The sequence below is a fragment of the Planococcus sp. SE5232 genome (assembly GCF_050686535.1).
Lineage (GTDB): Bacteria > Bacillota > Bacilli > Bacillales_A > Planococcaceae > Planococcus.
Genome location: NZ_JBOGCP010000001.1, coordinates 1,179,352 through 1,191,749, shown reverse-complemented (window position 1 = coordinate 1,191,749; position 12,398 = coordinate 1,179,352). Strand labels below are relative to the sequence as shown.

The 12,398-nt window shown below is 44.2% G+C and carries 12 protein-coding genes; 1 reads left to right on the top strand and 11 read right to left on the bottom strand.

Features of this window, described 5'->3' with window-relative positions; all coding sequences use genetic code 11:
• Window positions 1-22: 22 nt before the first annotated feature.
• The 8 genes from ACRC6Q_RS05525 to ACRC6Q_RS05490 all read right to left on the bottom strand — a co-directional run bounded on the left by ACRC6Q_RS05525 (window position 23) and on the right by ACRC6Q_RS05490 (window position 7,289).
• Complete coding sequence (locus ACRC6Q_RS05525; RefSeq protein WP_223634120.1) at window positions 23-346, bottom strand: MGMT family protein; 324 nt, start codon at window positions 344-346, stop codon at window positions 23-25.
• Window positions 347-374: 28 nt separating this feature from the next.
• Window positions 375-851, bottom strand: a complete 477-nt coding sequence (locus ACRC6Q_RS05520; RefSeq protein ID WP_431466023.1) for a hypothetical protein — start codon at window positions 849-851, stop codon at window positions 375-377.
• Window positions 852-904: 53 nt separating this feature from the next.
• Window positions 905-1,915, bottom strand: coding sequence for a GNAT family N-acetyltransferase (locus tag ACRC6Q_RS05515; protein ID WP_223634126.1), 1,011 nt, complete (start codon window positions 1,913-1,915; stop codon window positions 905-907).
• A gap of 28 nt (window positions 1,916-1,943) precedes the next feature.
• Window positions 1,944-2,582, bottom strand: coding sequence for a YveK family protein (locus tag ACRC6Q_RS05510; protein ID WP_431466022.1), 639 nt, complete (start codon window positions 2,580-2,582; stop codon window positions 1,944-1,946).
• Window positions 2,583-3,009: 427 nt separating this feature from the next.
• On the bottom strand, window positions 3,010-3,309 hold the full coding sequence (locus ACRC6Q_RS05505; protein WP_223634132.1) for a replication/maintenance protein RepL: 300 nt from the start codon (window positions 3,307-3,309) through the stop codon (window positions 3,010-3,012).
• A 252-nt stretch (window positions 3,310-3,561) separates the two neighbouring features.
• Window positions 3,562-4,863: a M20 family metallo-hydrolase gene (locus ACRC6Q_RS05500; protein ID WP_431466323.1), complete on the bottom strand. Its 1,302-nt coding sequence runs from the start codon at window positions 4,861-4,863 to the stop codon at window positions 3,562-3,564.
• 32 nt (window positions 4,864-4,895) lie between these two features.
• Window positions 4,896-6,074, bottom strand: coding sequence for an amidohydrolase (locus tag ACRC6Q_RS05495; RefSeq protein ID WP_431466021.1), 1,179 nt, complete (start codon window positions 6,072-6,074; stop codon window positions 4,896-4,898).
• An 18-nt stretch (window positions 6,075-6,092) separates the two neighbouring features.
• Window positions 6,093-7,289, bottom strand: coding sequence for a hypothetical protein (locus ACRC6Q_RS05490; protein ID WP_223634138.1), 1,197 nt, complete (start codon window positions 7,287-7,289; stop codon window positions 6,093-6,095).
• Between the two features lie 329 nt (window positions 7,290-7,618).
• Between ACRC6Q_RS05490 and ACRC6Q_RS05485 the strand changes: the two genes are divergently transcribed.
• The gene (locus tag ACRC6Q_RS05485; protein ID WP_223634141.1) at window positions 7,619-9,043 is read left to right on the top strand and encodes an NAD-dependent succinate-semialdehyde dehydrogenase; all 1,425 of its coding nucleotides are present in this window, start codon (window positions 7,619-7,621) and stop codon (window positions 9,041-9,043) included.
• Window positions 9,044-9,108: 65 nt separating this feature from the next.
• Here ACRC6Q_RS05485 and thrB read toward each other — a convergent pair whose 3' ends face one another.
• Genes thrB through ACRC6Q_RS05470 form a run of 3 tightly spaced genes read right to left on the bottom strand, consistent with a single transcriptional unit; the run spans window position 9,109 to window position 12,361 of the window.
• Complete coding sequence (gene thrB / locus ACRC6Q_RS05480; protein ID WP_223634144.1) at window positions 9,109-10,014, bottom strand: homoserine kinase; 906 nt, start codon at window positions 10,012-10,014, stop codon at window positions 9,109-9,111.
• Window positions 10,011-11,072, bottom strand: coding sequence for a threonine synthase (gene thrC, locus ACRC6Q_RS05475; protein ID WP_223634147.1), 1,062 nt, complete (start codon window positions 11,070-11,072; stop codon window positions 10,011-10,013). Before thrC ends, thrB begins: the two co-directional genes overlap by 4 nt.
• Window positions 11,069-12,361, bottom strand: a complete 1,293-nt coding sequence (locus tag ACRC6Q_RS05470) for a homoserine dehydrogenase (protein ID WP_223634150.1) — start codon at window positions 12,359-12,361, stop codon at window positions 11,069-11,071. The genes thrC and ACRC6Q_RS05470 overlap by 4 nt, the downstream gene beginning before the upstream one ends.
• Between the last annotated feature and the right edge of the window lie 37 nt (window positions 12,362-12,398).

Sequence of the window (12,398 nt, the reverse complement as noted above, 5' to 3'; positions counted from 1 at the left end):
AAAAACCCTTGCTAAGGGTTTTTCAACACTGTCCATCCTTCTCTGGATCGAAGCGAAAACGATTTAAATCAATCTGATCATTCGCATCCACTTTCACACCTTCGGCCTGCAACGACTCTCTTTGGAAAGATCGGGATTCTTCATCTATAAGGGCAATACGGCCTTGAACGTTTACGATTCGGTGCCAAGGCAAGTTGTACTTGGCACTCATGCTGTGAAGGATCCTTGTCACTTGCCTGGCTGCCCGGGGACTTCCAGCAGCTGCAGCAACTTGTCCGTAAGTCATAATTCTGCCGGGAGGAATCTGCTTTATAATTGTCAATGCTCTTTCAGTAAAAGTCTGCATCCATTCCATCCATTCTGAAAATTTTCAATTACGCTTTTTTCTTCAGGTTTTCCACTTCGGCTAGTAAGCTGCCGGTTTTATACTCCTCAAGAAGTTCCTGTGCAAATTCATATAATGGCAACTTTCCTGCATCTATTGCAAGACCACCACTTTCAGCGTGTTTGCATTTATAATACTCTATCATATGGACAATCAATTCTTCAAGACCTTGAAGTGATTGTGCATTTTGATGCTGCAAGGGGCGAGATAAATCAATGCCTTTCGCTTCATTTAAATAAAGGAATTTCATTTGTTCCATATTATCGACTGCTTGGTCAAACAATTGCTGGTTCTTATCCAAACGATAGAAACTTCTCCAAAAAACAAAAATCTCTTTTGCAACTCCCAGCTTTTTTGCTCCCAGGGAAGCATTCAACCCTTCTACTACACAAATTTCATACATGATTTTTCTCAATGATTTTTTGTATTCTCTTTCTACCACACCTTTATACTGCATGTATCTCATTAGTATACCTCCCCGGAATAATCGCGATTTTTATGCTCTTCCATTCTGTACCATCAAATATTTCTATATCTTCGTATGATATCTTCGTCTTCAAAAGACCCCATATTGTGATAGGCCTGCAAGTCATGAATTTGCTGACCGATAGAAAAAACAGCAGGTTCACAATTAGCGATTCCTCTTTTTATCTGAGTATCTTTATTTGCTTCCCCTTGAAAGTCTCCACCTAAATGGAAGAAAGTATAATAATTTTCTTCTCCCCACTCAGCAATTTTCAGTAGAAGGGTTCTGAGCGTATTTTCACTTTCCACTTCGGACAAACTTCCCTCGAGATGGTAATAGATCGTATCTCCCATAGCAAGAACATAGCATGCTGAAACCAATTTGTTTTCGTGGTAAGCACCAAATAAATGGAGATTAGGACCCATGGAACTGATCAATGTCTCAAAATAATCATTGGTGAAAAAATAATAGCTGTCTGCCTCTTCCCTTCTTCTTGCTGCTGAATAATACAACACCAAGAATTCAAACATATGCCGAACCGTTCCAAGTTTTTTGACCACTAAATCCAAATCCTTATCAGCTTGTCCAGTGGGCGACTGTTTTTTTGTGTTGGAAATGAAATAATCTTTCAGTTTGATTGTAAAAGTTTCATACAATGGAGAGAGTTTCAGGTGATCTTTGAAAAACTGGGCATTCTCTTTGAGAGGATGAAAACGTATATATTCAGCAATAATCTTTTCACTCTGACAATACTCAACAAAAGCTTTCCGAAAGTTGGCGGCCAGTTTGGAATGATTTTTCCCTGCTTTTACTATAGGACCTCCATAACCGAAGGGAGTCGTAACGTCAAAATAAGGGGTGTTTTCATCGCTTATACGCCTTTTGATGAAAGGATAGGCAACCTCGCCATCTTCATCCTTGTAATAGAAAAGCAAAGCTTCTCCCGGATCTAATTTCAAAGCCCCTAGAAAATATTGGCTCGTATAGTAAATATCCGATATTTTCAAAATATCAAGAATCCGTTGCCAACGACTATGTTCTTGTATTGATATTAGCTCGTACATGCTTTCCACCCCTGCTTCACCTAGAAAATCACTTAAACACTGTCTGCAACTGATTCTCTTTTTTTCGTAACTTTCTTTTTTTTGCATTGGCACCTGTTTTTAATGCCGCGATGCCAATTGCTGAAAAAATGCTGAAAACTAATCCACAAACCGCTGCTATCACCAGAGCAGACAGCAGGTCGTTTCCACTTGGATTTATACTTCCATCCTGTGAAGATGCCAACGAAATAATTGTGACATTGTCCGCTTTTAATGAATTCTTTACCGCATTCTGAAAAGTGAATGCCAATGCATCAGCAATTTCAATTGCCTGTTGGGTACTGCCAGAAGAAACAAGGATTGTTAAAACCGGTGAATGACCGGAAAAACTTACCTCCACTCGCTCCCGAAGTTGGGAGATGGACATTTTTAATCCGAGGTTTCCCCGTACCCGCTCCAGTACTTCTGGACTTTCGACAAAGGCTGCATATGCTTCTAAAGTTTGAAAGTCTACCTGGTTTTTTTCTGCAGCCAGGTGTGGGATCGCTGGTACTGATTCTTGGATAAGCAATTGGCTGGATACTTGGTGTTCAGGTTCGATAATAAAAACAAAAACAGCCCATACTGCCAGCATCAAAAGAAGGATGAGTCCAATTGTGAAGCGAATTTGTTTTTTCAAGTTCATCAATAAGGACAAAATAACTTGCTTATTCTTCACAAAACTCTCCTCCTTCGCTTAAAACAGACGGTTTTTTTGTAATTATTTCTAAAAATTCAGATTATTATAGTTCATTTATATCATAAATCATTGGTTCAATCTACACTTTTAAGGATATTTTTTAAATTATTCAGAAAAAATATAAGCACTTAGACTATCTAGTTAAATTATTTTATATTTATATCATTATGATTAGGCATTTTTACCCTAATACATGAGTGGGAATACTGATTCTTAAGACTTGTTCTTCTCATAACAAATAAGTAGTTGGAGCTTTTAATCTACAATGGAAAGAGTCTTTCTACTCGAAACTTATTGAACAATCTTTTCCATGCGTTCTTTATTTTTAACCAATAAAAAAAGCATCTCTCAATAAATTGAGAGATGCTTTTCGCCGTTAATCTTTCCACAAACCGATAATGCCGTTTCTCCGGTAAATGATTTGCTTCGATTCGAGCGTTTTTAAGACTTTCGTTAAAGTTTGATGTGAAATAGTAATGTCTGTTGTAATTTCTTTGATGGTTTTGAAAAGCACACCTTCTGAAGACGCGTTCTTTAAAAAATAGCGTATAAACCTTTCACCAATTTCTGCTGTTTTTTCAGTTTCGGATGAAAAATATTCACGGCATTCGTTTAAAATCTTTTCCTCCGAAAAATTTCTGGTTCTATTAGGCACTCGATTTTCCATTACTTTCATCTAACCACCTCCAAAAATTGCAGCCCTTTGATAGGTACTTATTCTTCCTATACCCTTTCCCTTTAAAAATAGTCACTCTATTTCAATTAATACTGATAATTCCAAATTTAATTTTAATTATCCATTATAAGGATTTAACTTTCGGATAAAAATTAAGCATAGAACCTACTTTAAAATCTTTTGAAGGCAGCAAAAAACAGGAAAAGAGTATTTCTTTTCCTGTTTCGTTTAAATGCAACGCACAATCCTATTTTAACGATTCATCGCGTCTTCAACAAAATCCTTGAGTACATGGATGCCGGTGACGCAGTCATTCAGAGATGACCATTCTTTCGGATTATGGCTAATGCCATCCTTGCTTCTGACAAAGAGCATAGCCACCGGAATAAAACGGCCCAAATTCATAGCATCGTGTCCCGCTCCACTTGGAATATAGGTCGGAGAAATTCCGAACTTTTCCAGGGAAGCCGCCAAACGCTTTTGGAGGTCTTCAACAATCGGTACTGGTTGGATGCGTGTATTCAACTTACTGTTCACCTGAATATTGTTTTTTGCCGCAATCTTTTCTGCCTGCTCGATCAACTGATCGATGAGGCGGTCTCTCGGTTCTTCATTTATATCCCGAATATCGACAAGCAGTTTCACTTTTTCAGGGATGACATTCGCCCCATTAGGAAAAACGTCTAATTTCCCGACCGTCGCTACTGCAGTATCACTGACCGTTTTTGGAAATTCAGGGATCGATTGCAGGAATTTTGCTGCTGTTACCAATGAGTCTTTTCTTCCAATCATAGGCGTGTTCCCTGCGTGTCCTGCTTCTCCGACAAATTCCACTTCGAGCCAAGCGGGACCTGCAATTCCATTTACAATCCCTACTGGCTGATCTGCCTTTTCCAACTTTTTGCCTTGTTCAATATGAACTTCCACAAATAGTTCCAATTCACTTAAATCCCGTTTAGCCGTTTTAAAAGCATCCAAGGAACTGCCATAATGCGCCAGTACCTGTTCCAGGGTTTCCCCGTTATAGTCCCTGAGCTGAGCCATCTCCTGCTCAGTGATTGCACCTGTCATTGCCTGACTGCCCGTTAATCCGCTATTAAAGCGGGATCCTTCTTCATCCGAGAAGACGATGACTTCATAAGGCTTTTCAGGAATATAGCCCGTTTCTTTCCATGATGCTGCAACTTCCAAAGCAGACAGAACGCCCAGAGGACCGTCAAAATTCCCTCCATTTGGAACACTGTCCACATGGGAGCCGGATGCAATCGCCGCTCCGTTAGATTTGCCTTCCAGCCTTGCCATGATATTGCCGGCTCCGTCTTCCTTCACCAACAATCCCGCTTCAGCCATCCATTTTTTCACAAGCTCTTTTGCCGCTTTTTCTTCATCCGAAAATCCTGGTCTTTTTACGCCTCCAATCTGTACGAATCCGATTTGGGACAATTCATAAAGCCGTTTTGCAATTCGCTCTCCATTGATTCCTGAATGGTCGAGCGTAGTATCATAGTCTTTCATTAACTCTTCGTATAAAGGATTATCATTTTTCACGGGTATGATTTCCTCCTTTTTTATTGTGCTTCGCAACTTCATTGCTTGGTTAAAAATGACCAGGCATATTGTGCATAGAGTTCTGCGCCTGTTGCCATTGCATCTTCATCAATATTGAATTTGCCATGATGATGTGCCCATTGTGTATCTTTATCAGGATTTCCGCTGCCCACCAATGCAAAGCTACCGGGAACTTCATCCAGATAAAACGAAAAGTCTTCTCCGCCCATTGTCGGTTTTTCATCATATATGGAATTTTCACCGAATGCTTCACTGGCCACTTGCTGAACCAACTGTGCACTTTCTGCTCCGTTGATGACCGCCTGTGTCCCTCTTATATACTCGACTTCAGCAGAACCTCCGTAAATGGCAGCCGTGTTGTCAGCATAGACTTGAAGCTGATTTTCGATATGGTCACGGGTCGCCGGGTCAAAACATCTTACCGTGCCTTCAATCTCCGCATTTTCTGCAATGATATTAAAGCGGGTTCCGACGACCATCTTTCCGACAGTCACGACCGCTGCTTGCTGGGGGTCGATGGTACGCGATACGACAGACTGCAAATTCATGACAAAAGAAGAAGCGATAATGGCTGCATCGATACAGGCTTGCGGAATCGCTCCATGCCCGCCTTGCCCTTTGAAATGCACTTTGAAAATATCTGCTGAAGCAAATGAAGCGCCTAGGTTGCAGGCAACAGTGTTAGATGGGCTTTGAGACCAGATATGGATACCGAACACATCGTCAACACCTGCTACTGCCCCTTGTTCGACCATTGCTTTCGCACCAGTCGCCACTTCTTCTGCCGGTTGAAAAATAAACCGGACATTTCCTGGAATCTCCGCTTTTACACTTGCCAAAGCTTTAGCAGCTGCCAAGAGCATGGATGTATGCGCATCATGACCACATGCGTGCATTTTCCCAAGTTCTTTTGACTTGTAAGGCAGATCCACATTCAACTCTTCCACAGACAAAGCATCCATGTCAGCTCGCAATGCGACGGTCTTGCCTTCTTTTCCGCCTTTCAGCTCTCCGATTACGCCAGTCGGTTCTGTCTTACGCGCTTCAATGCCAAGTTCTGTTAAGTAATCATAGACAAATTGGGAAGTTTGAAACTCCTCCCATGACAGTTCCGGCTCGCTGTGGAGCTGGCGGCGGATCTGAATCATTTCTTCGTTGTTATCTTTGATGGCATTTTTTATGGTTTGGTTAATCATGGTGAATTTCCTCCAATTCTATAGGAAGCCGACAAATATGCCTGCCAATATAACCGAAACAATCGTAACGGTGATGAACCCTGCGACCAGCATCGGCGGCAGCATATGGCTGGTCAGCACTTCACGTTCTTCCTCGTCTTTCGTCAATGAATTGATGACTTCCACGGTGATGATATAATCGGCCGGGAAACCGTACAGAGCTGTCAGGGAAACCGCAAATGCCATTTCCTTGCTGACTTTAAGCAGTTTGCCGATGATGAATGAAAAGATATACATCCCTGCAACACCAATAACGATACAGCCGATAAGCGGGTATAGGATTTCCAGCATCATGCTCGGAGTGGCATTTTTCAAGCCGTCGAAAATATAAAGCAGCAGCCCCATGATCGCAAACCCGAATCCGTTTGCTTTTTGCAACGGGTGGCGTTCCAGGAAACCGATGCTGCGCCCGATGACACCGAACAGTAGACATAGGACAAACGGGCTGATTTCCACTACCGGTGCTGCAAGGACAGATGTCAGATACGCAAGGTAACCGACCAATGCCAGACGGAAAAATTTGAAGAAGTCGGTGTTGTATTTATCCGGCATGTTGGCAAACATGCGCGGCTCTTTTACGGTCTTACCCGTCGTCCCTTTTTGTTCACCAGGCAATTGCTTTGCAGTCAATTCATTATTTCTGTATTTGGCCAACAGATTTTGGCCTTCTTTTTTCAGCATGATCGAAGTCAGCGGGTAACCTGCAAATCCTTGGACCACATATATGACAATCGCAAAAACAGCCAGAGTCGGGAGCCCCGCAGCAGTTGCCCCTTCCGACATGATCAGCGCAGAAACCAGTCCGCCAACCAACGGCGGAATCGCAACCACGACTGTTTCAAAGTCGAACAGCAGGATTCCGATGCTGAATAAGGCAGCGATAATTCCTAAAATACCGGATATGGCAATCAGGATAGTTCTCCATTGATTTTTTAATTCTTCCAGCGACAAAAGTGTTCCCATGTTGGTGATCAATAGATAAATGAGCATTACTGCTACTGCAGGTGGAATACCTGCAATCGCCACAATCTCAGGAGGAAAGAACGTCCAGTATCCCAGCAGGAACAGGACTCCACTGATAAATATCGAAGGAATCCACGCTTTGGTGCGGGTTGAAACCGCTTCGCCAATAAACAATACAAAAATCAAAATCGTTAACGCCAGCATTTGAGCCATTTCCATGTCCTCCCTTTTTTTCCTGATTACTAATAAGCTATTGAAATCAAAGCTTTACAAAGAGTATTTTTTTAATGATGCAATAGTAGCACACTATCGGAGGCTAATAAATAGAATAAAACGACTATTTCGAAATAATATTAAATTGAATAATGATTCATATTTTATGAAAACGATTCCAAAGCCTATATATTGCATATCAATCTACACTTTCTGAAATATGTCCATTTTACGAACTGCCGACCCTCCAATTGATTCTCAACGTTTACCTATCATCCATTAGAGGTATTTATTAGGATAAGCGAAAATCAAAAGGAGGATTCGAACAAATGGAAGGTAGACATTATATTAACGGCGAGTGGACCAATACAGGTGACGGAAAAATAGACGTGACGAACCCCGCAACAGGTGAAGTCGTAGGTTCAGTGCCCAACGGTGGTGAACAGGAAGCTACTGAAGCAATCGAAGCAGCGGCTGCTGCTTTCCCGGAATGGGCGAAGACAACGGCCTATCACCGTGCTGAACTTCTGATGAAATGGCATGATCTATTGCTTGAGCATAAAGAGGAGATCGGGGAAATCCTGACGAAGGAGATGGGGAAACCTTTGGCTGAAGCCATTGGCGAAATCGAATATTCGGCTTCATTCGTCTCCTGGTTTGCCGAAGAAGGAAAGCGTGTATATGGGCGCACAATTCCGGCCAGTAAAGAAGGCAAACGGATTCAGGTCAACAAACAGCCTGTTGGCGTTGTGGTCTCCATTACACCTTGGAACTTCCCGGCAGCCATGATGGCCAGAAAAATGGCTCCTGCCCTTGCTGCGGGATGCACATTTGTAGCCAAACCGGCAAAAATGACGCCGTTGACTGCAGTCAAAATGTACGAGCTTGCCATTGAGGCAGGATTTCCTAAAGGTGTCATCAACCTAGTGACCGGCAGTGCCAGCAAGATCGGAAAAGTTTTCACCAGCCATCCGGACGTCCGCAAACTGACGTTTACAGGCTCTACTGAAATAGGCAAGGAATTGATGAAGCAGGCTTCTGAAACTATGTTGAATTTATCTCTTGAACTCGGAGGCCACGCACCGATCATCGTTTTGGAGGATGCCGATATGGACCTGGCGGTTGAAGGCGTTATGGCATCGAAGTTCCGAAACGCCGGGCAGACCTGTGTCTGCGGCAACCGGATTTACGTCCAGCGAAGCATCGTTGAGGAGTTTTCTCAGAAACTCCAACAGGCTGCCGGCAACCTGAAAGTCGGCAATGGACTGGATGAAGGTGTCCAGATTGGGCCATTGGTTGATAAAGACGGCTATGAAAAGGTCGAGAAGCACGTCAATGACGCTGTTGAAAAAGGCGCCAAAGTTTTGGTTGGCGGTGATGGCCGCTCAGAAAACAATGCATACTTCTTTAACCCGACAGTACTGGTCGATGCCACTTCAGACATGTTGGTTATGAACGAGGAAACATTCGGCCCTGTAGCTCCCATCATGTCTTTTGAAACAGATGAAGAAGCGGTCAAACTGGCAAATGACACGCGTTTTGGTTTAGCAGCCTACTTCTTCACCGAAAGCATGTCCCGCGGCACTTACCTATCCGAAAACCTGGACTACGGAATTGTCGGCTGGAATGATGGAGCCCCTTCAACAGCCCAAGCTCCATTCGGCGGTATGAAAGAAAGTGGTGTAGGCCGCGAAGGCGGACAGGAAGGCTTAGAAGCATTCCTGGAAACCAAATACATTTCGATAAAGCTTTAAAATACAGATTGCACATTAAAACAATAAAAAAAGCGATCCGGAAAATCCGGATCGCTTTTTCTTGTTCATACAACTGTTTCGCCAATTTTAACCCCATTGGAAGAGGGCCTTGTAACCATGCATTCATAAAGTGGGAACTTCTCCGCCAATTGGGCGGCTACCTCTTTTTCCCTGCCTTTTTCTACCGCGATGAACAAAGATGGGCCTGCGCCGCTGATAGCCGAACCAAAGACATCAAGCTCGAGGCAACTTTGTTGAATCGCATTAAAATCAGGAAATCTGTCTTTCCGGTAGGGTTCATGAAAAACATCTTTCTGCATCATCCGGCCTGCAGTCCGCCAGTCGCCTCTTGCTAAAGCAGCTGACACAACATTTCCGGCAGCGCTGCCGCGTATAGCTGTTTTGTGGGCTAAGGCTTCCGGAAGCAGATTCCGTGATTCTGCAGTCAGAAATTCTGTAGGAGGAACCAAGATCACCACGCCGATTTCCACTTCCGGAACATGGACGACTTCAAGATTATCTTCATCGAAATAGGAAATGGTCAAACCGCCCAGAAGTGATGCCGAAATATTGTCCGGATGGCCTTCCATTTCCGTTCCGATTCTCAATTTCTCTTTCATCGGCAGTTTTAATCCGATTAAACGATCCGCAATTTCAATTCCTGCAGCAATTGCAGATGCACTGCTTCCAAGCCCTCTGCTCAACGGAATCTCTGTCTCCACGACCAATTTAGCGGTCGGTAGTGGTTGGCCGTATTTATCCGCAACTGCCTGCGCAGTGGCAACGATCAAATTGTCGATGCCATTTGCAATCTGCTGGTAGCCTTGATCTTTGTATTCGACCAGCCATTCTTCAGCCGGCAAAACATGGACGAACATATGAAGGTCCAACGCCAAGCCGATCGAATCAAATCCAGGACCCAGATTGGCCGTTGAAGCAGGAACGGTCACCGAAAATTCTTTCCAGCTCATATCTTCACTCCTTTTTTAAGATCCTCCCAAAAACGTTCCATGTCTTCCGGAACAAGAAGTGCTTTATGCTGATTAACCGAAATCGCCGTTTCAGGATCTTTCAATCCGTTGCCTGTCAGGACAGCAACCACTTTCGAACCTTTCGGCAACATGCCATTCTCTACCTGTTTTTTGATGCCCGCGATAGAAGCGCATGATGCAGGTTCAGCGAATACCCCTTCAGTTGAAGCCAGTAGCTGGTATGCTTCCAGGATTTCTTCATCTGTTGCCGCTAGAATCGTGCCGTTTGACTGGTCTAAGGCATTAAGAGCCAACTGCCAGCTTGCCGGGTTGCCGATGCGGATGGCTGTTGCCACCGTTTCCGGATTTTCCACAACTTTATTGTTGACAATCGGTGCTGCTCCAGCTGCCTGTACACCCAAAAGAGTTGGCCGTTTTTCGCCTGTACGTTCAGCATATTCGGTAAAGCCTTTCCAGGATGCCGAAATGTTGCCGGCATTGCCGACCGGCAAAGCGAAGATATCCGGTACTTGGCCCAATTGGTCGATCACTTCAAATGCGATGGTTTTCTGGCCTTCAAGGCGGTAAGGGTTGACGGAATTCACTAGCGCGATGCCAGCTTCCTGACCAACTTCACGCACCATCTGCAGCGCTTCGTCAAAGTTCCCTTTGATTTCAAGAATTTCCGCTCCATACATTTTGGCTTGCGCCAATTTCCCAAGTGCGATGCGCCCTTCCGGAATGACAACGATGGTTCGCATACCCGCTCTTGCACCATAAGCTGCTGCTGAAGCGGAGGTATTGCCGGTTGAAGCACAAATCAATACGGTCTTTCCTTCTTCTTTGGCCTTGGCGACAGCCATTACCATTCCTCGGTCTTTAAAAGAACCGGTCGGATTCGCACCTTCCAGTTTTACATAGAGGTCAATTCCCCATTCTTTTGACAGTTTCTCCAAATGCACCAAAGGCGTATTGCCTTCCTGCAACGTCAGGGAAGGGGTGTTTTCTGTAACGGGAAGCCACTCTTTATGTTCTTCGATCAATCCTTGCCATCTCATGCTGTTTCCTCTCCTTCTATGCGGTAATGGCTGATGACGCTCGCCGTTCCTTCTAATTCACTTAATACATCCAAATGCTGCTGTCGGGAAATCTGATGCGTCAGTAATACCAATTCGGCTTTTCCATCATCCTGTGCCGGCGATTGCATGACCGATTGGATGCTTGCTCCGTGTTTGCTGTAGATGGAAGTCATTTTTGATAAAACACCGACTTCATCATTTACCAACAAGCGGTGGCAGTATTTTGCAAACCGTTTCGATTCCGGTTTCATGACACGTTCGTGTTGTGCGGCATGTGCACGTTTTCCGTTGACGCCAAGCTGCAGGTTACGGCAGGCTGCGATAATGTCGGAGACCACTGAAGTGGCCGTCGGCAAAGATCCTGCTCCCGGACCATACAGCATCGTTTCTCCTACAGCATCACCGTATATGTACACGGCGTTGAATTCATTGTTAACAGAAGCCAGCGGATGTGAGTTTGCCAGGAAAATCGGTTCTACCGAAACTTCGATTCCGTCATCGTCTTTAGTTGAAGAACCGACCATTTTCATGGTATAACCGAACTTATTCGCAAGCTCCAAATCGCCATCGCGAATTTCCTTCATGCCTCTGACCAGAACGTCATCCAAGTGGACTTCTGTCGAAAATGCCAGAGAAGACAAGATGACCATTTTCCGTGCTGCATCGATGCCATCGACATCGGATGACGGGTCTGCCTCAGCATAGCCAAGTGCAGTCGCTTCAGCCAATGCGTCGTCATAAGTCATATTCTCTTGTTTCATTTTTGTCATGATGAAGTTGGTTGTACCATTGACGATTCCCATCAAACTGGAGATTCGGTCTGATGCCAGACCATCTTCCAATGTGCGGATGATCGGCACTCCGCCGGCGACACTTGCTTCATAGAAAAGATCACATTTTTCGGCATCCGCAAGTTTCAATAGATCATGGCCATATTCCGCCATCACGTCTTTATTGGCGGTAACGACCTGCTTGCCGGATTTGAGCGCTTTTTCGATGGCTGATTTCGCACCGTCTATGCCGCCCATCACCTCAACGATGATATCGAGAGAAGAATCATTCAATATTTCTTCTATATCCGTCGTGAAAACACTCGGATCTAAACTGGAAAGCCGGTCCTTGTTGGCATTTCTGACCAGTACTTTCCGGATTGAAACCTGGGCACCTAATTTATGATGCAAATCCTGCTGATGCTGCTGGATGATTTTAGCAACTCCGCTGCCCACTGTTCCAAGGCCTAATAATCCGATTGAAATTTCATTTTTCATTGACGATTCCTCCCATGGTGTGTACACTGTGAAAAAA